This window comes from Amycolatopsis sp. WAC 04197 (genome assembly GCF_003947475.1).
Taxonomy (GTDB): Bacteria; Actinomycetota; Actinomycetes; order Mycobacteriales; family Pseudonocardiaceae; genus Amycolatopsis; species Amycolatopsis japonica.
Genome location: NZ_QHJK01000015.1, coordinates 117,716 through 142,009, shown reverse-complemented (window position 1 = coordinate 142,009; position 24,294 = coordinate 117,716). Strand labels below are relative to the sequence as shown.

Sequence of the window (24,294 nt, the reverse complement as noted above, 5' to 3'; positions counted from 1 at the left end):
GGATGGTCATCTACCGGGAATGCGGGCATCAGGGTCCGGCCGACGTCGAGTTCTGCGGCGAATGCGGACGGTACCTGAAGTGGGATGACGAGGAACCCGTCGCGGTGCGTCAGCCGGTCGCCCAGGCCCAGGTCGTGCAGCCCGCCGAACCGCTCGCGCCGGTCCGGCAGCCGCCGCAGCGGACGGCCGAGGAGCAGGTGCTCCGCCCGGGCGACCTGATCTGCGGCAGATGCGGCAAGGGCAACGTGCCCACCCGCAATTTCTGCGGCCGGTGCGGCGCGTCCCTGGCCGAGTCGGAAGTCGTGAAGACGTCGTGGTGGCGTCGGCTGTTCCGCCGCGGACCCCGGGAGCACAAGGCGGGGGAGCGGCCGGGCAAGGACGGCGTCCGCCGCCGCGTCGGCCGGGCCGGTGCCGCGCGACGCCAGGTGGGCAAGGCCGTCCGGCGGGTGATCGCGGTGATGCTGGTGCTCTCGGCGCTGATCTACGCGCTGTACCAGCCGTTCCGGGGCGCGATCAACACCGCCGCGGCCGGCCTGTGGAGCCAGGTGACGGGGATCTTCGAGACGAAGCTGAACCCGGTGCGCCCGAGCAAGGTGACCGCGAACGCGCAGTCGCCGGGCCATCCGGGAAACCTGGTCAGCGACAACGCCAAGAACACTTTCTGGGCGGCGACCGCCCAGGGCGAACCCGTGCTGGTGTTCACCTTCGACCATCCGGTGGATCTGCGGAAGGCGATCGTGCATTCCGGCAACGGCGCGAACTTCCAGGCCGCGCACCGGCCGAAGACCTTGCATCTCGTGTTCTCCACCGGCAAGACCTACGACATGGTGCTGGCCGACACGCCGGACGCCCAGGAGATCCCGATCGAGAACAGCGCGGGCGCGACGAGCGTCGAACTGCACGTGGTCGGGCTGCATCGCTCGCTGGACGGCATGGACGTCGCGATCTCCGAGATCGAGCTGTTCGAGGCCGGCTGAGGAAGGACTGGATGACCATGCGCCCGAACCGAGCGGTGGCGGCGATCGCGTTCGTCGCGGTGCTGGGCGGGGCGGCGATCACCGGGGTGCTCGCGCCGACCGCGGCGCAGGAGCCCGCGCCTCCCGCCGCGCCCTACCGCGTCGGCTACGTCAGCGCCGCGACCACGGCCTTGGTCCAGGCGTCCGGCGCGGCACTGCCCCCGGGCGCCGGGGGCGTCGATTCCGACGCGTCCGCAAGCAAAGGCGGCCAGGTGTGGGTGAGCAAACGGGCCGTCCGTGACGGCGCCGAACGCGACGGCGAGATCTGGTACCTGCGCGACGGCACCAAGGTCCCGGTGCGCCTGACCGACGACGCGACCGTCGACACGCATCCGGCGTTGTCGCCCGACGGTTCGTCGGTGGCGTTCGTCTCGGAACGCACGGGCAGCAAGGACATCTTCGTGATCGGCGTCGACGGCCGCGGGCTGCGTCAGGTGACGTCGGGACCGGCCTCGGACGATTCGCCGAGCTGGTCGCCCGACGGCGGCCGTCTCGTGTTCAGCGGTACCGGCGAGGATCCGGCCGGTGACCTCTACACCGTGCCGTCGGGCGGCGGCGCGCCGACGCGCCTGACCAACGACCCCGCCGCGGACACCCAGCCCGCTTGGGCGCCCACCGGTTCCCGGATCGCGTTCACCACCACCAGATTCGACCCGGCCGGGGACGTCGTGGTCATGGCCGACACCGGCGGCGCCGTCACCCGCGCGGTACCGGAGCCCGGTGACTCGTCCGAGCCCGCGTGGTCGCCGGACGGCGTGCGGCTGGCCTTCACCACCCGGCAACCGGATCCGCTCGGTGACGTCAAACAGGTCGCGGGTGGTCAGGTCTCGGTGATCTCCGCGCTGTCCGGCATCGGCGAGACCGAACCGACCTTCCGCGCAGACGGGCAGCCGGTGTTCACCCAGCTCCGCGGCGGGGCCACCACCGACATCTGGAGCGCGGACGCGCGCGGCGGCGACCGCCGCGACCTCACGAACCGGCCGGACGTGGACGAAGCCGATCCCGCCTTCTCCCCGGACGGGACTTCGCTGGCCTACACGGAATTCGGCACCGGCGAGAGCCGGAACAGTCAGATCGTCGTGGCGAACGCCGACGGTGGCGCGCCGCGAGCGCTGACCGCGGCCGAGCGCGGCAAACGGGAGCGCCATCCGGCATGGTCGCCGGACGCGACGAAGATCGCGTTCACCCGGACCGTGTCGATCGGCGAAGGCTCCGACAGCTTCGTGCGGATCGTGCGCGTCGCCGACGGCCGTGTTCTCGGCGAAATCCCGATCCCGGCCCATCTGCGCGGTGACGACTCGCAGCCGGTTTGGTCGGCGGACGGGACGAAGATCACGCTCACCCGTGCCGCCACCCGGATCGGGCCCCCGGGACCGTCCAGAGTGGACCCCGCGACGGTGGACGTGCCGGTCGGGCGCGGCGGATCGACACGGATCGGCAAGACGGTGCAGACCGACCGGATCCGGTCCTTGCCGGACGTCGTCCTGCTGATGGATCAGACCGGCTCCATGGGCGGGGTGATCGAAGGGGTCAAGACGAACCTCGGCACGGTCATCGACAGCGTGCGGGAACGGGAGAAGGAAGCCCAGTTCGCCGTCGCGGCGTTCGGCGACGTGAACGACGACAAGGATCAACCCATCCCGCGGTCGTTCTACGTTCAGCAGCCGCTGACCCCGGCGGGTACCGAGGCCGAACGGAAACTGCTGTCCGACGCGTTCGCCCGGATCAAGGCGGGCGGCGGTGGCGACACCGCCGAGGACTGGCTTCTGGCCTTGCAGAAGGTCGCGACCGGAGCCATCACCTTCCGCCCCGGCAGCAGCCGGGTCGTCGTCCTGGTCGGCGACGCGGCGAGCCACGAGACCCCGCCGAGGGCGGAGGTGATCGCCGCACTGAACGCGGCGAAGATCAGCGTGGTGGCCGTTCCCGCGGTCACCGGCGGGTCGAGCACCGATCCCGACCGCGGCCTCGACGCGCGGAGACAGGCGACCGCGATCACCGGCGCCACCAACGGTGTCCTCACACCCGACACCGACGCCGGCCGGATCTCGGAGGCGATCATCGCGGGTATCGGTGATCTCCCGGTCAGCGTCCAGCCGGTGAGCTTCTGCGATCCCGGCCTCACGCTGACGTTCGATCCCGCGGGGCCGCAGAGTGTTCCCGGCGGCACGAACGCGCGGTTCACCGAAACGGCGACGGTGTCGCAGACGGCCGCGGTGGGTTCCTTCCTGCGTTGCCGCGTGGAGTTCCGGTTGAACGGGGAGTCCACCGTGCGGCCGGGATACACCGAAAACGTCACCGTGCGCGTCAAGGATCCGGCGCTGCCGCTGATCACGCTGCACGACCGGACGGTGACCGGGACCGGCCCCACGGTGATCGAGTATCCCGCGACCGCGATGGACGTGGACGGGAGCCCGCTCGAGCCGAACTGCACGCCGTTGTCCGGCAGCCTGTTCCCGGTCGGGGCCACCACGGTGACGTGCACGGCGCGCGGAAAGAACGGCACCGCCGTCGAGACCGCGGTCATGGCCGTCGCCCCGCCGGGAGAGGAGCGACGGAAGCAGCTGTGGCAGGTCACGTTGACCCAGCCTTCGCCCGACGTCGTCGTGCCGGGAGACCAGCGTGACCTTTCGTCGCAGTTCGGTCCGGGTTGCGGGTCCGGTGCGGAAAGCGCGGCGGACGTCTCGCCGGACGGGGCCACCCTCGCGTTCCAGAGCGGCAACGCGCTGGTCTGCGTGGCTCCCGCCGACGGCGGCGCGGCCCGGATCCTGGTGCAGCGCACGGGATACGTCGACGATCCGGCCTGGTCGCCGGACGGCGGGCTCGTCGCGTACACGAACTCGCCGGGCGAGTCCCCGCCGCGGATCGCGGTCGTCCCGTTCACCGGCGGCGACGGCCGGATCCTGATCGACGGCCCCGGTGGTGCCTCGCAGCCCACGTTCCAACGGATTCCCGACCTCGCGGTGAGCACGAGCGCCGTACCCGCCGCGATCCCGTTCGAGGGGCTCACCACGTTCGAGTTCGTCGTGACCAACCGCGGCGCCACCGCGTCGCCCGTGGTGGGTTTGTTCGTCCGGCTGACGGCCGGACTGCGACCGGCGGCGGCCGTCCCCACCAAAGGCATCTGCTCACCGGAACTGGTGTGCGCGTTCGGCACGCTGGTGCCGGGCGAGGAGGTACGGGTGCGGTTCAGCGCGACCGGTCTGGTCGCCGGAGCGCAGTCGGCGACCGGAACGGCCACCACGGCCGGACCCGACGCCGACGCACGGAACAACTCCGCCGCAGCGGTCGTGACGGTCGGCGAAAAACCGGCGCCACCGGTGACCCCTGGATCCTTGTCGGTCGGGATGTCGGTCTCGGCGGTCCCGTTGTTCGCCGGCGGCGACGACGTGGTGCTGACCTACCTGGTGCACAACGGTTCCCAGGCCCCGATGCCGGCCGTCCGGTTGGTGACCCAGCTGCCACCGCAACTTCCCGCGACTTCGGCCGCACCCGGCTGTGCGCCCGGTGGTGGAAGTTGCGCGCTCGGGACGCTCGGGCCGGGGCAGACCGTGACGGTCCGGATCTCGTTGGCCGCGAAGGCCGCGTTCGAGGGCCAGGTGTCCGGCACGGTGAGCACGACCGGGCCGGACAACAACGCCAGGGACAACACGGCGACCGCGCGTGTGGTGGTCCGGCAGCCGGTGGTCGAGCTGGATCCGAAGATCGGCACGCTCGGCTTCGTCCCGCGGGTGCGGGGAACGGACTTCCCGCCGGGCGCAGTGGTCCGGCTGGCCTGGTCGGCGGGCATCTCCGCGCCGGGGCAGGTCACCGTCGGCGCCGATGGACGATTCGAGGCGTACTTCCTGATCTTCCACCACGACCTGATCGGCCCGCGCACGGTGAACGTGACCTCGGTCGGCGGCCCGAAATTCGGGACGGCGGCGTCGAATCCGATCCTGGTCGTGCTCCGCACCCTGCAACCCCCGTTCATCACCCGAGGCTGAGCACTCACGACCACCTGGACCGATCGGCCGCACTCGCGTGATCGAAGGCGGAACTCGCGTGATCGGCGGCGGAACACCCCGAGTGCGGCCTCCAGTCACGCGAGTTCCGTCTCTGATCACGCGAGTCACGCCTTCGCTCACGCCGCGCCCTGGGGGTCCGGTCCGTGAAGGCATCCTTGAGGGACCCAGAGTCCCTCAAGGAGGCCTTCACGGACTTCCGAGCACACCGGGCCACTGCCCCTATGGGCAAAGACCAGCGCACGGCCGCACACCCGTCCGCTGGTGCCCCTCGTGGCGCCGGACGCGCAGACTTCCGGGTATGGGAGCAACGGCGACGCTGTCCGAGGCGGGTCTGGTCGCGGAACCGGGCCAGGAGATCAGCTGCTCGGTGACCATCCGCAATGCCGGCCGGGTCGTCGATCAGTTCGCGATCGAGGTGGTCGGCGATCCGGGTGCCTGGGCCACGGCGGAACCGGCGACGGTGAACCTCATGCCGGGCGAGGCGGGCACGGTCGTCGTACGGTTCGCGCCGCCGCGGTCGTCCGACGTCCGGGCGGGCGTGATCCCTTTCGGTGTCAGGGTTTTCTCGAGTGAGGACCCGGCTGGGTCGGTGGTCGAGGAAGGCAGCATCCAGCTCGGCGCGTTCACCGAGGTGACCGCCGAAGTCGTTCCGGCGAAGGTGGAGGCCGGTTCCAAGGCTGATTTCGAAGTCGCCGTCGACAACCGCGGCAACCATCCCGTCGCCGTCGAACTGAGCGCGCTCGACCCCGAGGACGAGCTCGACTTCCAGCTCGAACGGAACCGGGCCGACCTCGCGCCGGGCACGGCCGCGTTCGTCCGCCTGCGGGCCAGGCCGCGGAAACGGTTCCTGCGCGGGCAACCCGTACGGCACCGCTTCCAGGTGTTCGTCGTCGCGGACAACGCCGAACCGCTCAAAACCGAAGGAACCATGGTGCAGCGGCAGTTGCTGCCGAAGTGGTTGCTGCCGGCACTGGCCGCGCTCCTGGTGTTGCTGCTGGCCTTGGTGACGCTGTGGTTCACCGTGCTGAGGCCCGCGGTGAAGTCGGCCGCCCGCGAAGCCGCGCAGGAGCAGAACCAGGAGGTGATCAAGGCCGCGCAGGACGCCGGTGGCGCCGCGGGGGAGGCGAAGAAGGACGCCGTTCAGGCCAAACAGAACTCCGAAGACGCGATGAAGGCCGTCGGGCTGACCCCGCCGCCGGACGGCGCGCCGCCCGGCCCCCGGGCGTCCAACGGTGTCCCGAACCCGGCGGGCAACGCCAACGGCACACCGACCGACTTCCGCGTGGCGGCGGACGCGGCGGTCGACTCGAACGTCAACCGCTTCGCCGAATTCCCCTACGCCGTGCCGGATGCCGCGAAGACGCTGGTCGTCACCGATCTCATCCTGCAGAACCCGCGTGGTGACAACGGAACCCTGCGGCTGTTGCGGGATTCCGGCGGCACCAAGACCGTTCTGCTGGAAGTCGGCCTCGCGAACTTCCGCGACCTCGACCACCACTGGTTGCAGGCATGGCGGTTCGCGCCCGGGGAGAAGATCGTGCTCGCGGTCAGCTGCCAGACGCCGGGAGGCGGCAGCCGGTGCACCCCGTCGGTGTCCTTCTCGGGCCGCATCGAATAGTCCGGATCAGATCAATCCCTCGCGCAAGGCGAACGCGACGGCGTGCGCGCGGTTACGGAGCTGGAAACGGTTGGTGATGTCGTGCAGGATCGATTTCACCGTCCGCTCGGAATAGCTCAGCTGGTCGGCGATCTCCTTCGTCTCGAAGCCGTCGGCGACCATCCGCAGCACCTTGGTCTCGCGTTGGGACATCCCGGCCAGATCCCACCCGTTCGGTTGCAGCACGTCCCGCTGCAACCGGGACACTCTGGACAGCAGGCGGCCGAGCAGATCCGGCGGCAGCGCGCCTTCCCCGGCGGCCGCGGCCTTGACCAGCCGCACCAGGGTGTCGGGGGTGGCGTCGGCCCGCCGGATGATCGCGGAGACACCGTTGCCCACGACGTCCAGCAGTTCCGAGTCGTCCACCTCCCCGGCGACCAGGACGACCCCGGCGCAGGCGGCGCAGTGGAGGCTGCGGAGCAACTGCTGCGCCTCCTCGTTCAGCCGCTCGACGATGACCAGTACGACGGCCGGCTCGTCGGTGTCGTCGGCGAAGCGGATCTCAGGGCGTGCGCGCAGCGCGGCGGTGACACCCGCGTGCGTGATGGTGTCGGTGGCATGGAGCAGCACCGGGATCTGGTCGACGAGCATCGATGAACCCCTCCCGCGAACGGCGTTTCGTCATTCCCAAGGATCGTGCGGACGGGGTGTCGCGAACAGGGATCCGGAGTCCCGATATGTCCCGCTTTGCTACTCCGATCGAGCGACGCCCGCCTTCCTGATCTTGGCGATCGCCTGGGCCCGGTCGGTGACCTGGAGCTTGCGGAAGATATGGGACACGTGGTTCCGCACGGTTTTCGGGCTGAGCACCAGCTGGTCGGCGATGGAGGCGTTGCCCATGCCCTGCGCGATGAGCCGCATGATCTCCCGTTCGCGCGCGGTCAGCTTCGGGAAGGACTCGTCGCGCGGGGATTCGGTGCCCAGCAGGGAAAGCACCTGGGTCGCGATCGCCGGGCTGAAGATCGCCTCGCCGTCGCCGATCACCCGCACCGCGCGGACGACCTGCTCGTTGCGTGCCCCTTTGAGCAGGTAGCCGCGCGCACCCGCCCGCATGGCGGCGAACACCGCGGCTTCGTTCTCGAACATGGTCAGCATGAGCACACCGGTGTGCGGGCAGGCCTTCACGATCCGGCGGGTCGCCTCGACGCCGTCGAGATCCGGCAGGTTCAGGTCCATGAGGATGACGTCGGGTTCCAGCCTGCCCGCTTCCGCGACCGCGGTGAGACCGTCGGCGGCCTGCCCGACGACGTCGATGCCCTGGGTACCGTCGAGCATCGCGCAGATGGTCGTCCGGAAGGCGGGATGATCGTCCACCACGAGGACGCGCAGCGGCGGGAACATCGCGTTCACTCCTTGGTGGCGAGCGGCAGCCAGGCGGAGATCCGGGTGCCGCCCGAGGACACCGGCTCGACGACGCAGCCACCGCCGAGGCCGATGGCGCGTTCCCGCATCGAACGCAGCCCGGTCCCGCCTGCCACGGGCAACGCCTCCCCGCCCGTGCCGACCCCGTCGTCGACGATCTCCACGCGCAGGTCGCCGTCCAGCGGCCAGAGGCGCACCGTGCACTGCCGGGCACCGGAGTGGCGGGCGATGTTTACGAGTGCCTCGCGGATGATCCGGTACGCGGCGACCTCCACCGCGGCCGAAAGCGGCGGCAGCTCACCGCGGACCTCGACCGTCACCGCGAGCGGGCCGTGCTCGGCGGGGACCCGGTCGGCGAGCATTCCGGCATACCGGCGCACGGCCGTGACGAGGCCCGCGTCGTCGAGCGCGGGCGGGCGGGCGTCGGTCACGATGCGGCGCAGTTCGGTGATGGCGCCGTAGAGCTCCTCCTCCAGCCGGGAGAGGAGGCGCTCGGCCCCGGCTCGGTCACGGACGAGCAGGTCGCGGGCCGCGCGCAGCCCGAGCACGGCCACGGCGAGTGTCGGCCCGACGCCGTCGTGGAGGTCGCTGAGCACCGTCCGGAGCCGGTCCTCGTACCCGGCAGGATGAACGACGTCGGTGACGACGAATGTCCGGCGCATGTTCTCCCCCGTCGGGCGGTGGTGCGGCTCGGTGGTGCGTAGCGTTCTGGTCACTCGCTGTACTAGTCGCGGAACCCGCTCCCGGCGTTTCCCCGCCTGCCGCGAGTTCAGGTAACGGTTTGGAGCCGATGCGGATGCCTGCCTCGGCGGCCGCGACCCTTGCGGCGGCGAAATGCCGTAATAGGGGATCGAGAATTTGGGTCATAAAATGATGGTGCTCGCTTCGAAGTATGATGCGCGCGAGTGAACTTTCTCGACAGTGGACGGGCCGTCACGGACAATCGGTTCCGCGCGGCACCCTGCGAGCGAATCCTTCTGTTGCGCTCAGTTCCCTGCTCCCATCATTTGGCGAAAAGGAACCCTATGCATGACGATGACGAACCAGTAGGCCGGGTGCTCGGCAGGCGGCAGGCGTTGATTCTGCTCGGTGCCGCCGGTGCGACACTCGCCGCCGCGGGCTCCGCCACGGCGAGCACCACCTCCACCGAGGGCAGCCCCGAGGTCTGCACGTTGGATTGTGTGGTCAAGCCGGAGCAAATGGAGGGTCCGTACTTCGTAGACGAACGGCTCAACCGCTCCGATATCCGCAGTGAGCCGTCCACTGGACAACTGGTTCCCGGTACCCCGCTGGTAATCAATTTCACCGTTCAGCAGGTTCGCCAGCAGCAGTGCACCGCGCTGTCGGGGGCGATGATCGACCTCTGGCAGTGCGACGCTTTCGGGCTCTACTCCGACATTCCGTCCCAGGGCAGTCGCGGCCGCCGTTTCCTGCGCGGTTATCAGAACACCGACCAGGCGGGCACGGCCCGGTTCACCACCATTCTTCCCGGCTGGTACACCGGACGCACACTGCATATCCACGTCAAAATACGCACCATCGGAACCAACGGCCGTCCGTACGAGTTCACCTCGCAGCTTTACTTCACGCCCGAGTTCGGCGCGGCCTATCTGCGGACCGATCCGTACCGGCGGAAAGGCCCGGCCGACACGACCAACAGCCGGGACTCGATCTACCGCAACGGCGGATCCCAGATGCTGTTGCGTCCACAGCAGTCCGGGACCGGCTACACGGCGGACTTCGCCATCGGTCTCGACCTGTCGAACACGCAGGTCGGCCGTCCCGACTAGGGCACCCGCCGTCTTGTGACACCACTCGGGCCGAAGGCTCCCTTCGCCGCATCGGACGCGGCGAAGGGAGCCTTCGGCACGGTGACTCAGATCCCGGCCGCGCGGTTCCCGGCGTCGAAGCCGCGCAGGGCGGCTCCGACAGCGGCCGCCACCGTCACCTCGAAGATCTCGTCCTCGCTGTATCCGGCGGCTTTGAGTTGCTGCACGTCGGCGTCGGTGATCCGGTGGGACGCGTCGCGGACGTTCGCGGCATAGGAGTGCAGCGGTCCGGGCAGTCGTTCACCGGTCAAGGCGGCCGTTCGGATGCTCTTGTCCGTCGCGGCGGGGCTTTCCAGCACGGCGTGACGCAGATTCCGCGCCACGTCTCCGTGGTCGGTTTTCCGTCCATCGCTGAGAAGGAAGCCGGGGAACCGGTAGCCGAACCGGTGCAGCGACCTGGTGCCGGTCTCCAGCTGGCCGTCGCGCAGGACGAAGCCGAAGGCGTTGGCGAGCCGGTTGACGATGTTCCAGACCAGGTTCACGCGGAGCGCTTCGGCGACGGCGTGCCGCGGCAGTCCGGTCACGAGGGTGGCGTCGATCGAGCCGGGATCGCGGCTGACGGCCTCCAGAAACGTGCGGACGGCCGCGAGTTCGGGACGCGCCGACCCCGCGTCGTCCGGGTCGATCTCGCCGGTGCCCGCGATACGGGTGAGCTCGGCGTGGGTGACGGCGCAGAACGGGCATTCGTGCAGTCGCGCGGTGGACATGGCGAGGTACTCGCGTTCGCCGGCGGTCCAGTGGGACGGCCCGCGCATCGCGTCCGCCGTGAGCTCCAGCAGAGGACGGGCGAAGAAACCGGGACGGTACAAAAGCATCTTCACGATGTCGGGACTGGGCACCCCGGATCGCCGGGAAGTGAGTCCCAGGAACAACTTCGCGCGCCGACGATGGCCATGGTCGAGAATGGACAGTCTCATCGGGACTCCACGGTGTCGAGTTCGGCCAGCCGCTTGGTGAGATAGCGCCGGTCGGCGGGTTTGACGGCGAGTGCGTGCGCGCGCCGGTACGCGGCCGCGGCGTCGGCGTTCCTGCCGAGGCGCCGCAGGAGCTCGGCACGGGCGGCGTGCAGGAGGTGGTACCGGTCGAGACCCTCGATGCCGTCGATGAGCGCGAGGCCGTCCGCCGGGGTGGTGGCCATGGCGACCGCGACCGCGTGGTTCAGCGCGACGACGGGGGAGGGGCTCAACTCCAGCAAGCGTTCGTAGAGTCCGGCGATCCCCGCCCAGTCCGTCTCGTCGGCTGTCGGAGCTTGGGCGTGCAGCACGGCGATGGCGGCCTGCAGCTGATACGGGCCGGGGTTTCCGTGGCGCAGCGCCCGGTCGAGCAGCCCGACGGCCTCGGCGATCTCGGACCGGTCCCATCGCGAGCGGTCCTGGTCGGCGAGCAGGACGACGTCCCCGTCCGGCCCATAGCGTGCCGCGGCCCGGGAATCCTGCAGCAGGAGCAACGCGGCCAGGCCGAGCGCCTCCGGCTCGTCGGGCATGAGCGCGGCGATGAGTTCGGCGAGCCGGATCGCCTCCCGTTGGAGCTCCCGGAACTCCGGCTGGTCGCCGTCGGCAGTGTAGCCCTGGGTGAAGATCACGTAGACCACCGCGAGGACTCCGGAGAGCCGCTCCGGTAGAAGGTGGTCGGCGGGAACGTCGAGGCTGATCCCGGCGTCGCGGATCTTGCGTTTCGCCCGCACGAGTCGCTGCGCCAACGTCGCTTCCCCGACCAGGAACGTGCGCGCGATCTGTCCCGCGGTCATTCCGGCCACGCTCTGCAAGGTCAACGCGACCCGCGCTTCTTCGGCCAGCGCGGGATGGCAGCAGGTGAAGATGAGACTGAGCCGCTCGTCCCCGGCGCCGAGCAGGCTCTCCTCTCCGATGCCCATTTGCGTCACCTCCGGCGGAAACCCCAGCTCGGCGAGTTTTTCCTGACCGCGGCGCGCTCGGCGCAGCCGGTCGATCGCGCTGTTGCGCGCCGCGGTCAGCAGCCAGGCCACCGGATCGTCCGGAGCCGCATCACCCCATTTGCGCAGGGCGAGCGCGCACGCGTCCTGCAGGGCGTCCTCGGCGAGTTCGAAGTCGCCGAGCACCCGGACCAGCGCGGCGAGCATCCGGGATCGATGCTCGCGATACGTCTCCGACAAGACCGGCGCCGACGTCATACGCCGGTCGCCGCCCGGTGGTCGAGAGCAGGCACCCCGGCGATCGGGCGCACCTCGATCGTGCCGTCTTCGGCCATCGGGCACAGCGCCGCCAGCTCCAGTGCCACGTCGAGACCGGGACAGTCGAGCACGTAGGTGCCGCCGAGGTGTTCGTGGGTTTCGGGGAACGGGCCGTCGGTGACGAGCGTCTTGCCCTCGCGGACCCTGACCGTGGTCGCGGTGTGCTCGCCTTGCAGCGGATGCCCGGACACGAAGGCGCCGCGGCGGCGGCACTCGTCGGCGAACGCGTTCACCCGGGCCAGCGCCTCGGGGAAGCGCGGGTCCTGCGGCTCCGGGCGATCGCAGTTGTAGATCAGCAGCATGTACAGCACGTGTCCTCCACTCGCCGGTGTCGATCTGTCGAAGAGGATGACGAACGGGTCGACGGTAACTCGACAGGTCGTTCCGCACTCGTCCCGACATCGACTGTGTGGATTTTGGGGCGTTGGATGACCAGAAATCCACACAGTGCCCGCGCGGACTTGACCGCCGACGATAATAAGACCAAACTTCATTGGCGAAAAGAAGTGCTGCTCGCGGCCCTGGCGACGGCGGCAGCCGCCCCCGAACCCGACCCCTGAGGAGCTGACAAGTGGAATCGCCGACGTTTGTGATCATCGGTGCCGGCCTCGCCGGTGCGAAGGCCGCGGAAGCCTTACGTGACAAGGGATTCGACGGGCGGATCGTGCTGCTCGGCGATGAAGGGCAACGTCCGTACGAGCGGCCGCCGCTCTCGAAGGACATGCTCACCGGAAAAGCCGACAGCGCCTTCGTACATGACGAGGGCTGGTACTCCGGTCACGAAGTCGACCTGCGGCTCGGCGCCCGCGTGACCGCGATCCACCGGGCGGCCCATGAGGTCGAGCTCGCCGACGGCACCCGGGTCGGCTACACCAAACTGCTCCTGGCGACAGGTGCCGAACCTCGCGTTCTGCCGGGTATGGAGGGCGCGCTCACGCTGCGCCGCCTCGGCGACTCCGAGCGGCTGCGGCAGGTGCTGGCGACGGGGTCCCGGCTCGCCGTGGTCGGCGCTGGGTGGATCGGTCTCGAGGTCGCGGCGGCGGCCAGGCAGGCCGGTCTCGACGTGACGGTGCTGGAAGCACTCGAGTTACCGCTGCTGCCCGTGCTGGGGCCCGACGCGGCCAAGGTGTTCGCGGACCTGCACACCGCGCACGGCGTCGAACTGCGGCTCGGGGCCAAAGTGGCCGGGACGGGCGCGAAACACGTCAGTCTCGCCGACGGCACCCGCGTCGACGCCGACGCCGTCCTCGTCGGGATCGGCGCGATTCCGAACACCGCGCTGGCCGAAGCCGCCGGACTGACGGTGGACAACGGCGTCCGCGTCGACGCGCACCTGCGCACCGTCGACCCGGACATCTTCGCCGCGGGGGACGTCGCCAACGCCGATCATCCGTTCCTCGGCCGTCCGGTCCGGGTGGAGCACTGGGCGAACGCGCTCAAGCAGCCCGCCGTCGTGGCCGCTGGGATGCTCGGCAAGGACGAAACCTACGACGAACTCCCGTATTTCTTCACCGACCAGTACGACCTCGGGATGGAGTACCTCGGCCACAACGCCGGTCACGACCGTGTCGTCTTCCGTGGCGACGTCGAAGCCCGGGAGTTCATCGCGTTCTGGCTCAAGGAAGGCCGGGTGCTGGCGGGGATGAACGTCAACGTCTGGGACGTCGGCGACCCGATCAAGGCCCTGATCCGCGGCGGACGGCCGGTGAACCCCGACCGGCTCGCCGACACCTCGGTGCCACTCGCGGAGGTCGCCGTCGGCTGAGCCCGGAGGAGCGGCGGGGTCGGACGCTCAGGCTTTGCGTCCGACGCCGGCGTAGACGTCGTCCGGCTCGACGTCGCGCAGGCCCGGTTCCGCATGCCACAGCGGCGCGCTCACGACACCGGGCTCGACCAGGTCCAGCCCGTCGAAGAGGGCGGTGACCTCGGCGTAGGGGCGGAAATACATGGGGTCTCGACTGTTCTTCATCGCCTCGGTGACCGCCGCCATCGCCTCGGGCGCGTGGTCGGCGGTCAGATGCGACAGCGCGACCAGGCTGCCACTCGGCAGCGTTTCGCGGTAGCGGGCGACGATCTCGGCGGGGCGCAGACTGTCCGGGATGAAATGGAAGACGGCCACCATGAGCAGCCCGATCGGGCGGTCGAAGTCCAGCATCCCTTGCGTCACGGCGGAGTTCAGTACGTCCTCTGGCCGGCAGAGGTCCGCCTCGACGACGGCGGCGTTCGGGTTCCCGTCGAGGATGAGGCGGCTGTGGGCGACGGCGACCTTGTCGTAGTCGACGTAGACCACCTTGCAGCCGGGGTCCATGTCCTGCGCGATCTCGTGCACGTTGCCGACGGTCGGAATCCCCGAGCCCAGATCGAGGAACTGGGTGATGCCCTGGCCGACCATGTACCGCACGGCACGGCGGAGGAACGCCCGGTTGGACGCGGCGACCCGGCGTCCGGACGGCAGGACGGCCACGACCTTCTCCCCGACGGCGCGGTCGGCGTCGAAGTTGTGGCTGCCGCCGAGCAACCAGTCGTAGACCCGGGCCGCACTGGGCAATCGGACGTCGACACCCGCTGGAACCCGTTCACTCCGCACGGACACCCCACACCTCACAACGCATCGGCAGGCGGAACCCCTTTTGTCACCAGCACCGTACCGACTCCGATGGTCGTGGCAAGTCGGTCCGGCACCGCGCACGAACGCCAATCGTGTGACACGGTCACGCTGGGTCGGCCATTCGGCCGATGTAGACCCGGCCGATGAGCCGATCCAGTCATGATCTTCGCCCCATAGCGTGACGACGGTAAGTAATTCGTCGTCTACGGGGAGATCACGATAATGCTTCGCAAAACAGGGGTACTGGCGGTCGGGCTGGCCGCGGCGGGAGCGATGCTGATCCCGGGGGTCGCTTCGGCGGCCGGCGGGCCGACGCCTTTCGTCATCGGCGGGCACGACGCCACCGAGGACTACTCGTTCATGGTGTCGCTGCAGCAGGGCGGCAACCATTTCTGCGGCGGTTCGCTGATCAGCGAGAACTGGGTGGTCACCGCGGCGCACTGTGTGAAGGGAGCACAGCCGGGGGAGATCAGGACCAGGATCGGGGCGCGGCAGCACAACAGCGGGGGCACCGAGACCGGCGTCAGCCGGATCATCGTGCATCCGGACTTCGTCGGGCAGAACCCGCCTGGCGGGGACATCGCGTTGGTGCGGTTGGACAAACCGGTGACCGAGAAGCCGATCAAGATCGCCGCGGCGGCGGGCGGAGCGGGGACGGCGACCCGGATCCTCGGCTGGGGTGAGCACTGCGCCGACCAGACCTGCGGGGCGCCGGAGATCCTCCAGGAGCTGGACACCAAGATCAGGCCGGGGGAGGATTGCCGAAATCTGGCCACGGGCAAGGAGATCTGCACCGGTTCCGACACGCCGGACGCGATGGGCTGCTACGGCGACTCGGGCGGACCGCAGATCAAGGGCAGGCCGGGCGAGTGGGAACTGGTCGGTGCCACCAGCCGCGACGGTGACGCGGACCCGAAATGCGCCAGCGGCCTGGGCATCTGGACCGACGTGACGGTGTACCGGGACTGGATCGCCGAGCAGCAGGCGAGCAGCGTGGCGTGACAAACGGGCGAGGACGGTGACGCGACCGTCCTCGCCCGTTCGCCGTGATCCGTCACCGGGGCGCGAGTGCCTCCAAAGAGGACAGTGGCGCCTTGTGCAGGTTCGAGATGATGTTCCTCGGCTTGTCCGCGGCCTTGCTGTAGTAGTGCGCGCCGGACTCGAACGCCAGGTAGACGTTGCTGCCGTAGACGGTCAGCCCCTCGGACATGCTCGGCGCCCGGAAGCAGTGCTTCTTGGCCGTGTCCAGGTCCTTGTCGCCGGCGCCGCGCCGGACGACGTAGATGTTGCTGCGGTTGTTCCTGCCGTGCGAAGTGCTGTAGATGAACAGGTCCTTGGTGACGATGAGACCCTGCGTCTTCGTCGGCACCTCCCACGACCCCGGCCGGTAGCCCAGTTTGCCGTCGGCGCCGACGGTGTAGGAGTGCATCAAACCGCGCTTGGCGTCCTCGAACTTGCCGGCCCACAAGGTGTTGGTCGGGCCGTGGCTGGTGAGGAACGAGGAGGCGTAGACGATCTGCGCCTTCCCCTCCTGCTCGATGGGCAGCGACTTCTTGATCGCGTTCTTGAGCTTCGCCAGCGAGTACTTGCGGATCGTGTCGCCCTTGCCCGACACGAACGCCCAGCCCTGCTTCTCGAACACGGCGATCCCGCCGACGTGCGAGTACGCGAGCAGTGCCTGGCCGACCTGCTTGCCGGTCTTGGCGTCGATGCCGATGATGATCGCGCTGCGGTGACCCGACTCGTACGAGGTGACCAGGATCAGGTCGTTCGACCCGTCCCAGTTCGACCAGGTCGCCGTGCCCTGCGGGATGTTGGTCTCCAGCGCGGGGACGGGATGACTCTTGCTGAAGCGGTTGTCGTAGGCGTAGGAGGCGGATTCCCCGTGGTAGAAGGGCCCGTCCTTACCGCTGGACTTCGAGTCACAGGTGATGGCCGCGGCCTCAGCGGAGGCGGTGCCCACCACGGTGAGGCCGAGCAGCAGGGTGCTCGCCGCGGCGGTGATCGTCGCCTTCTTGAGTAGCGTCTTCATTCAGTCCCTTGTAGTCGTTGTGCGTCCAGTTCTCAACTGGGACTCGCGGGAGGCGCGGGCGGTTCCGTCGCCGCGTCGGCAGGCGGTCGAGTGTCCGCAAACGACTCGCTGCTCTCCGCAGCGGGTGTTGCGAAAGCCACTTTCGCAACCTTCAACGTTGCGAAAGTGGCTTTCGCAACGCCCCATGTCTGCCTTGCTTGCGCAAAAATGCGCAAAACGGACACCTTGACCTGGCTTCCCGGGGAAGGGTGAGCGAGCGCTCTCGGGGTGAGTGCAAACGTCGCGGCAGGCGTAAGTCTGCCCCGCGCGATCATGAATGCCATTTCTGAATCGATTGTGGAAAATTGTCCACTTTGTTTTGGTGAATGCATTCCGCGACACGGTGTCGGTTAATATCCGACACATTACCGAAAGTAGTCGACCGAGTGTCGATGGTGGCCGAAGGATGGACTGCGAAGATCGTCAAGATCGCCGATTGAGCTGGAAGACGCGGCTAGCTGCGTCTTGTGGTCCAAGATCAGTGCGCCATTCGGCCCAAATCGGCGGAAATCGTATTCCTCGTCGCGGCGGATCGTCTTAACCTTGCGTAATTCTTCACCTGCATGGTCACTGGGGAGCAAGATGAAGTCCACGCCGTTGTTGTCGTGCGCCCGAAAAGCCTCGGAGCGACTGCTCGACGCCCGATGAGAGAAGCCGGCTGCGTCAGCCGATTCGATGTGCACGCCCGGAAATCGCCCGATCGGATCGCGGTTTTCGAGCAGGGCGCCGGGCTCACCTACGCCCGGCTGGCCGGGCTCGCGGGCGGCCGCGCGCTGCGATTGCGCGACGCCGGTGTCCGGCCGGGGGAGCGGGTCGGGCTCGTCACCGGGCACGGCAGCGCCGCGATCGCGGCGATCCTCGGCACCCTCGCCGCGGGCTGCACCTATGTCCCGCTGGACCCGACCTTCCCCCGGGAACGTCTCGAGTACCAGCTCACGGCCGCGCGGGTGTCTGCCGTACTCGCGGATCCCGAGTACATCGAGCTCGCGGAGTCCTTGTGCCGCACCGGATCCGCGCGGCTCGTACACTCGGGCACGGAGACCGCCCCGCTCCCGGTTCCCGAAATCGATCCGGACGCTCCGGCGTACGTGCTGTTCACCTCCGGGTCCACCGGCAGGCCGAAGGCCGTCGCGCAGACCCACCGCAATCTCCTGCACGTCGTCGACAACCAGATCGCCGCGCTCGGTATCACCGCGGCCGACCGGCTCAGCCTGCTCGCGTCGTTCGGCTTCGACGCGGCGATTCCGGATCTGTACCCCGCCCTGCTCACCGGCGCCGCGCTCGTGCCGGTCGACCTGCGCGCGCACGGTCTCGCCCACGCCGCGCGCGAGCTGGCCAGGCATGAGGTGACCGTCTACCACTCGACGCCCACGGTCTACCGGCACCTGCTCGACGTCCTCGGCGAGACCGGCCTCCCGTTCGTGCGGACCGTGCTGCTCGGCGGCGAGCAGGCGACCCACGCCGACGTCCGCCGCGGCCGGTTCGCGCCGGACTGCGTGTTCGTCAACGGCTACGGCGCCACCGAGGTGACTTTCGCGGCGCACTACCGGACGACCGCCGCCGACCTGCGCCCGGATGCGGACGGGCCGCTGCCGATCGGGCGCGCGCTGCCCGGGTTCACGCTGACCGTGCTGGACAGCGGCGAACTCGAAGTGAGCGGGCGGCACCTCGTCGACGGCTACCTCGACCAGCCGAGCCCGGCGTTCGGGGTGACGGCCGACGGCGTCCGCCGCTACCGGACCGGCGACCTCGCCACGCTGCTTCCGGACGGGAACCTCGTCTGCCTCGGCAGGCTCGACCGGCAGGTCAAGATCCGCGGTTTCCGGGTGGAGCTGACCGAGATCGAGGCCCGTCTCGCCGAACAGTCCGGCGTGGCCGAGGCCCGCGCGATCGTGCGCGACGGCGACCTGCTCGCCTACGTGACCGCGGACGGCCCGCGTCCGGACGGCCGGACCTTGCGGGCCGCGCTGGCGGACGTCCTGCCCGGCTACTCGGTCCCCGCCGCCGTCGCCGTGCTGGACGCTTTTCCGCTGACCGTCACCGGGAAACTCGACGAACTGGCCCTGCCGGACCCGCGGGCGGCCGCGACCGTCCCGGACGAGCGGCTGACCCCGGACGAGGAACGCGTGCACCGGATCTGGTGCGCCGTCCTGGGCCGCGACCGGGTCGGGCGCGCCGAGGCGTTCTTCGACGCCGGTGGCGACTCGCTGCGGCTCGGCCGTGTGCAGGCGGGGCTGGCCGACGAATTCGGCGTGGACGTCCCGCTCCTCGTCCTGTTCGAGCGGACGACGATCGCCGGACAGGCCGCCTGGTTCACGGAGTCCACTTCGGACACTCCGCCGCCGGTCAGCGCGGAGGAGCAGACCGGGGATCTCATCGCCGTCGTCGGGCTGGCCTGCCGGTTCCCGGGCGCGCCGGACGCCGCCGCGTTCTGGTGGAACCTCTGCGCGGGCGTCGACTCGATCCACGACTACACCGACGACGAGCTGGCGGCGCTGGGCATCGGACCGGGCCTGCGTGCCGACCCGGCGTACGTGCGGGCGGGCGGCCGGATCGAGGGTGTCGAAGACTTCGACGCCGGTTTCTTCGGATTCACCGCCGACGAAGCCGCGCGGACCGACCCGCAGCACCGGCTGTTCCTCGAAACGGCCTGGCAGGCGCTGGAGGACGCGGGCCGCGACCCCGCCGCCGAGACCGGGCCGGTCGGGGTGTTCACGAGCACCTCGGTGAACCGCTACTTCCTGTTCCACCTGTTCGGCAACCCGGCGGTGACCGGCGACGTCGACCCGGACGACTGGGAGGGGCGGCTGCCCGGCCGCCAGCTCACCGACCACCTGCCCGGCCAGGTCGCCTACCGGCTCGGGCTGACCGGGCCGGCGGTGGCCGTGCAGAGCGCGTGCTCCAGTTCGCTCGCGGCGGTGGCGCTGGCCGCGCAGAGCCTCCTGGACTACCGGTGCGACGTCGCGCTGGCCGGCGGCGCGAGCGTGACGTGGCCGCGCTATCGCAGTGGCGGGCTCGTCTCGCCGGACGGCCGGTGCCGCGCGTTCGACGTCGCCGCGGCGGGTGCCGGATTCGGCTCGGGTGCCGGGGCCGTCGTGCTCCGGCGGTTGGCGGACGCGGTCGCCGACCGCGACCACATCTACGCCGTGCTGCCCGGCTGGGCGATCACGAACGACGGCCCGGACCGTGCGGGTTACGCCGTACCGGGGCCGGCCGGGCAGGCGGCCGCGGTGGCCGAGGCGCTGGCGCTCGCGGACGTCGCCCCGGAGGAGGTCGCGCTGCTCGAAGCCCACGGCAGTGGCACACCGCTGGGCGACGCGATCGAGGTGGCCGCGCTCAACCGCGTCTACCGGGACACGCCGCCGGAAACGTGTGCGCTGGGCTCGGTGAAGACGAACATCGGGCACCTCGACGCGGCGTCCGGCATCGCCGGGCTGATCAAGGCCGTGTTGTCCGTACAGCACGGTGTCATCCCGCCGAACCTGCACTTCACGGCCCCGCATCCGGAGGTCGACCTGGCGGGCGGCCCCTGGTACGTCCCCGCGAAGGCCACCGACTGGCCCGTCCGCGAGCGGCGGGTGGCCGGGGTCAGCTCGTTCGGCATGGGCGGCACGAACGTGCACGTGATCGTGGAGGAGGCCCCCGCCGCACAACCACGGGCGGAGGCGAGCGGTCCGTTCGTCCTGCCGGTGTCCGCGCGTGACGCGAAGGCGTTGCGCGAGGCGGTTTCCCGGCTGCGCGACCGGCTCGCCACGGACGCGCCGGACCTTGGGGACACGGCGTACACGCTTTCGGTCCGCCGGGCGTTCGCGTGCCGGGCCGCCGTGGTGGCGGATTCGGTCGAGTCGGCGGTCGCCGCGCTCGACGCGGTGCTGGCGAACGGAACCGACGTCGAGGGCCCCGCCGGTGCGGAGCGGGACCTGGCCGTTCAGTGGGCCGGGGGCGGCGACGTCGAGTGGGCGGCGGACGGCGATCCCGGCCGCGTCCCCTTGCCGGGTTATCCGTTCCAGCGGGAACGGCACTGGATCGACCCACCGCGTCAGCACACAACCGACCAGGAGACCCCTCGGTGACCGACACCTTGCCCGTCGTGGGTGGCCACGGCCCGCCACTGTCCTATCCGGACACCACGCTCACCGGGCTGATCCTCGCCCAGGCCGCGCGCACCCCCGACGCCGTCGCCGTCCGGCAAGGAGACGCCCGGCTGACCTACCGCGAACTGATCGCGTCGGCGACCGGCGTCGCGCGGCTGCTGCGGTCCCGGGGCGCCGGGCCCGGCACCCGCGTCGGCGTCTGCGCCGACCGGCGGCCGGAGCTGATCTCGACCGTCGTGGGGGTGCTGCTGTCCGGGGCCGCCTACGTACCGCTTGAGCCAGGCGGCCCGAAAGCGCGGCTGGCCGAAATCGCCGCCGACGCCGAGGTCTCCCTCGTCGTCGGCGACCGCGCGCGGGCCGAATTCGGTGCCACGGCGGGCATCGAGGCGCTCGACGTGCCCCCGCCCGCGGAGGAACCCGTGGAGTGCCCCGCCGGGCCGGACGACCTCGTCCACCTCCTCTACACCTCCGGTTCCACCGGCCGCCCCAAGGGCGTGCTGACCAGTCACCGCAACGTGGTCGCGTTCGTGACCGGGTTCGCCGCCGCCCTCGGGATCCGGCCCGGTGCCCGCGCACTCGGCATCTCTTCGCTCGCCTTCGACGCCTTCACCATGGACGTGTTCGTCCCGCTGACGAACGGCGGATCGGTGCAGCTCACCGGGGTCGCCGACCGGGCGGACCCCGAACGGCTGCGGCGGTTCCTCGTCGAGCACGACGTCGAATGGGGCTTCGTCACGCCGACCCTGCTGTCCATGGTGGACCCCTCGGCCGTCCCCGGCTGGCGGGTCATCGCCTGTGGTGGCGAGCCGGTGCCCGCGGAGCTCGCCGCGCGCTGGCTGCCGGGACGGCGGTTCTTCAACGCCTACGGGCCGACCGAGACCACGGTCGTGGTCGTCACCGACGAGGTCACCGGCATCCCCGCCGACCCGTTGCCGCTCGGCCGCCCGACGCCGAACCACCGGGCGTATGTCGTGGACGCCGAGCTGCGGCCGGTCGCGCCCGGCGAGATCGGCGAACTGCTCATCGGCGGCCCGGGCCTCGCGCTCGGCTACCTCGGCAGCCCGGAGCTGACCGCCGAGAAGTTCGTCGACGACCCGATCACGCCGGGGGAGCGGCTCTACCGCACCGGAGACCTGGCCCGCGTTCTGCCCGACGGGCGGCTCGAATTCACCGGGCGGGCCGACCGCCAGGTGAAGGTCCGCGGCCAGCGGATCGAACTGGGCGAGGTGGAGGCCGCGCTCACGACCCACCCGGACGTCGAAGCCGCCGCCGTGACGGCCGTCCCCGGGCCGGCGGGCACCCGGCTGGTGGCCTTCCTGGCCCCGGCTTCCGCACCGTCCGATGTGGACGAACTCGGCCGGGACCGGCTCACCGCGGCGATGCGGCCGGCCGCGGTCCGGGTGCTCGACCGCCTGCCGGTCAACCCGCTCACCGGCAAGATCGACCGGCCCGCGCTGCGCGACCTGGCCGAAGCGGCGCTGGCGGAGGAACGGGCGGACCTCGGCCCGCTCGGCACCCCGGCCGAACGCGCGGTCGCGGCCATCTGGCGGCGGGTGCTCGGCGACGGCGCGGGGACGGATTTCCTGGCCTCGGGCGGGAACTCGATCGCCGCGATGCGCCTGGTCGCGGCGCTGCGGACGGAGCTGGCCGCCGACGTCGCCACGGAGGACGTCCTGGCAGGCGGCACGCTTGACGGGCTCACCCGGCGGGTCGCGGCCGCGGCGCCGTTGACCGGGCCGGGACTGACCACCGGGCACGAGCCCACGTTGTCCCCGCAGCAGCGGCGGATGTGGTTCCTCGACCAGCTCGCCCCGGACGCCGCGCCGTACAACATCGCGATGGCGTTCCGGCTGACCGGCGTGCTGGACGTCGACGCGCTGCGCCAGGCCTTGCGCGCGGTCGCCGAGCGGCACGACGTGCTCCGCTGGCGGATCCGCGCCGTCGACGGCGCGCCGGTGGCGGATCGCCTGCCGCCGTCGGACGTGCCGCTGCCGGTGGCGCCGATGACCGAGGACGGTCTGCGGGCCCGGCTTGCCGCCGACGCCGCGACACCGGTGCACCTCGACCGCGAGGCTCCCTGGCGTGTGCGGCTCTACCGGCTCGGCGAGACGGAGCACGTACTCGGCTTCACACTGCATCACGCGGTGTTCGACGGCTGGTCGCAGGATCTGCTGTGCGCCGACCTGTCGGCGGCCTACCGGGGCGAGCCGCTGCCGCCGCCGGTGGCGTCCTATGCGGACTACGCGGTGTGGCGGGCCGGACGCGACGAACGTCGAGAGGCCGTGGATGTCGCCTGGTGGACCGAACATCTGGCCGGTGCACCGACCACAGTGGACCTTCCGCGGGACCGGCCGCGCCCGGCCGTGCAGACCTACCGGGGCGCGAGCCTGCGTCAGTCCTTTTCGGACGGTGTCGCCGACTCGGTCCGGACGCTGGCCGCCCGCACCGGCACGACCCGCGCCGGGGTGCTGCTCGCCGCGTTCGGCCAGCTGCTGCGGCGGCTCACCGGGGCGAGCGACCATCTGGTCGCCACGGTCGTCGCGGACCGGCAACTCGCCGAAAGCCAGGACGTCGCGGGGTTCTTCGTGGACATCGTGCCGGTGCGGCTGCGGGCCGACGACGCCGCGGACTTCACCACGCACGTCCGCGACGGCGGCGCGGAACTCCTCGCCGCCACCGCGCATCCGGCCGCGCCCGTCGAGCGGCTCGTGGAGGTGCTCGGCGTGCCTCGCGATCCCGCACACGCCCCGCTCGTGCAGGTGATGTTCAACGTCCTGAACTTCGCCGAGCCGAGGCTCGACCTGCCCAGCGTGGCTTCGGCGTGGCTGCCGGTCGACAAGCCGGGTTCGCCGTTCGACCTTACGGTGTACGTCCACGACGACGGCGTCGAACTGCTGTACAACCCGGACCTGTTCGACCACACCAGGATGGCGGGGCTCGCCGAGGACTACGTCGCCCTGCTCGGCGCGCTGGCCGCGGCGCCGGACGCGCCGGTCGGGACGAGTGCGCCGGAACTGCCGAGGGCGGGTGTCCGCACCGCCGCTCCGGCCGCGGCGACCCGCGCCAGGACACGGCCGGTGCCGGTCGCGGCGGACCCGGTGGCGCTCGCGGCGACCGAGGCCGTGATCGCGCGTGCCTGGTGCGATGTCCTCGGCGTCGCGGAAGTGGGGCACACCGACAACTTCTTCGACGTGGGCGGGCATTCGCTCGCCCTCGCCAAGGTGCACGCCCAGGTCACCGCCCGGCTCGCGCGCCGGATCCCGATGGTCGACCTGTTCACCCACCCCACCGTCCGCGCCCTCGCCGCGCACCTGCACTCCGATGGCGCCGCCAGCCCGGAGCTGGCTCGCGCCGCCGAACGCGTCGCCGCCCGCCGCGGCCGCACCCAGACCAGAAGACCCCGTCGCACCGCCGGCCCGGCCGGCCCCTGATAGGAGCACCACC

Annotated in this window: 16 protein-coding genes; 8 read left to right on the top strand and 8 right to left on the bottom strand. The window is 70.6% G+C overall.

All coding sequences use genetic code 11. The annotated features are described in order from the left end of the window. The first annotated feature begins 2 nt into the window (after window positions 1-2). The 3 genes from DMC64_RS39300 to DMC64_RS39285 all read left to right on the top strand — a co-directional run bounded on the left by DMC64_RS39300 (window position 3) and on the right by DMC64_RS39285 (window position 6,638). A complete protein-coding gene (locus DMC64_RS39300; RefSeq protein ID WP_125737654.1) occupies window positions 3-977 on the top strand; it encodes a zinc ribbon domain-containing protein in 975 nt (324 codons plus the stop codon). An 11-nt stretch (window positions 978-988) separates the two neighbouring features. Continuing rightward, window positions 989-4,999 (top strand): VWA domain-containing protein, encoded by a 4,011-nt coding sequence (locus tag DMC64_RS39295; RefSeq protein ID WP_125737653.1) that lies wholly within the window; start codon window positions 989-991, stop codon window positions 4,997-4,999. 319 nt (window positions 5,000-5,318) lie between these two features. After that, the gene (locus DMC64_RS39285; RefSeq protein ID WP_125737651.1) at window positions 5,319-6,638 is read left to right on the top strand and encodes a hypothetical protein; all 1,320 of its coding nucleotides are present in this window, start codon (window positions 5,319-5,321) and stop codon (window positions 6,636-6,638) included. A 6-nt stretch (window positions 6,639-6,644) separates the two neighbouring features. Here DMC64_RS39285 and DMC64_RS39280 read toward each other — a convergent pair whose 3' ends face one another. The 3 genes from DMC64_RS39280 to DMC64_RS39270 all read right to left on the bottom strand — a co-directional run bounded on the left by DMC64_RS39280 (window position 6,645) and on the right by DMC64_RS39270 (window position 8,701). Then, window positions 6,645-7,268, bottom strand: a complete 624-nt coding sequence (locus tag DMC64_RS39280) for a response regulator transcription factor (protein WP_037348379.1) — start codon at window positions 7,266-7,268, stop codon at window positions 6,645-6,647. Window positions 7,269-7,367: 99 nt separating this feature from the next. Beyond that, on the bottom strand, window positions 7,368-8,018 hold the full coding sequence (locus DMC64_RS39275) for a response regulator transcription factor (RefSeq protein ID WP_037348378.1): 651 nt from the start codon (window positions 8,016-8,018) through the stop codon (window positions 7,368-7,370). Between the two features lie 5 nt (window positions 8,019-8,023). Further along, window positions 8,024-8,701: a sensor histidine kinase gene (locus DMC64_RS39270; protein ID WP_125737650.1), complete on the bottom strand. Its 678-nt coding sequence runs from the start codon at window positions 8,699-8,701 to the stop codon at window positions 8,024-8,026. Window positions 8,702-9,064: 363 nt separating this feature from the next. Here DMC64_RS39270 and DMC64_RS39265 point away from each other — a divergent pair, with 363 nt between their 5' ends. Next, window positions 9,065-9,829, top strand: a complete 765-nt coding sequence (locus DMC64_RS39265; protein ID WP_037348375.1) for a twin-arginine translocation pathway signal protein — start codon at window positions 9,065-9,067, stop codon at window positions 9,827-9,829. Window positions 9,830-9,915: 86 nt separating this feature from the next. Here the strand turns inward: DMC64_RS39265 and DMC64_RS39260 are convergent, their stop codons facing one another. The 3 genes from DMC64_RS39260 to DMC64_RS39250 all read right to left on the bottom strand — a co-directional run bounded on the left by DMC64_RS39260 (window position 9,916) and on the right by DMC64_RS39250 (window position 12,388). Next, the gene (locus DMC64_RS39260) at window positions 9,916-10,683 is read right to left on the bottom strand and encodes a hypothetical protein (RefSeq protein WP_233629993.1); all 768 of its coding nucleotides are present in this window, start codon (window positions 10,681-10,683) and stop codon (window positions 9,916-9,918) included. Between the two features lie 98 nt (window positions 10,684-10,781). Beyond that, entirely contained in the window at window positions 10,782-12,017 is a 1,236-nt protein-coding gene (locus DMC64_RS39255) for an RNA polymerase sigma factor (RefSeq protein WP_125737648.1), read from the bottom strand. After that, window positions 12,014-12,388, bottom strand: a complete 375-nt coding sequence (locus DMC64_RS39250; RefSeq protein WP_037348370.1) for a YciI family protein — start codon at window positions 12,386-12,388, stop codon at window positions 12,014-12,016. The genes DMC64_RS39255 and DMC64_RS39250 overlap by 4 nt, the downstream gene beginning before the upstream one ends. A 260-nt stretch (window positions 12,389-12,648) precedes the next feature. Between DMC64_RS39250 and DMC64_RS39245 the strand changes: the two genes are divergently transcribed. Next, the gene (locus DMC64_RS39245; protein WP_125737647.1) at window positions 12,649-13,842 is read left to right on the top strand and encodes an NAD(P)/FAD-dependent oxidoreductase; all 1,194 of its coding nucleotides are present in this window, start codon (window positions 12,649-12,651) and stop codon (window positions 13,840-13,842) included. A 27-nt stretch (window positions 13,843-13,869) separates the two neighbouring features. Here DMC64_RS39245 and DMC64_RS39240 read toward each other — a convergent pair whose 3' ends face one another. Further along, the gene (locus tag DMC64_RS39240; RefSeq protein ID WP_125737646.1) at window positions 13,870-14,670 is read right to left on the bottom strand and encodes an SAM-dependent methyltransferase; all 801 of its coding nucleotides are present in this window, start codon (window positions 14,668-14,670) and stop codon (window positions 13,870-13,872) included. Window positions 14,671-14,907: 237 nt separating this feature from the next. Here DMC64_RS39240 and DMC64_RS39235 point away from each other — a divergent pair, with 237 nt between their 5' ends. Beyond that, the gene (locus tag DMC64_RS39235; protein WP_125737645.1) at window positions 14,908-15,687 is read left to right on the top strand and encodes a trypsin-like serine protease; all 780 of its coding nucleotides are present in this window, start codon (window positions 14,908-14,910) and stop codon (window positions 15,685-15,687) included. Window positions 15,688-15,739: 52 nt separating this feature from the next. Here the strand turns inward: DMC64_RS39235 and DMC64_RS39230 are convergent, their stop codons facing one another. Next, window positions 15,740-16,717, bottom strand: a complete 978-nt coding sequence (locus DMC64_RS39230) for a hypothetical protein (RefSeq protein WP_125737644.1) — start codon at window positions 16,715-16,717, stop codon at window positions 15,740-15,742. Between the two features lie 683 nt (window positions 16,718-17,400). Between DMC64_RS39230 and DMC64_RS39220 the strand changes: the two genes are divergently transcribed. Together DMC64_RS39220 and DMC64_RS39215 are read left to right on the top strand one after the other, a co-directional pair. Continuing rightward, window positions 17,401-20,829: an AMP-binding protein gene (locus DMC64_RS39220; protein ID WP_125737642.1), complete on the top strand. Its 3,429-nt coding sequence runs from the start codon at window positions 17,401-17,403 to the stop codon at window positions 20,827-20,829. Then, a complete protein-coding gene (locus tag DMC64_RS39215) occupies window positions 20,826-24,281 on the top strand; it encodes a non-ribosomal peptide synthetase (RefSeq protein WP_125737641.1) in 3,456 nt (1,151 codons plus the stop codon). Before DMC64_RS39220 ends, DMC64_RS39215 begins: the two co-directional genes overlap by 4 nt. The last annotated feature ends 13 nt before the right edge of the window (window positions 24,282-24,294 follow it).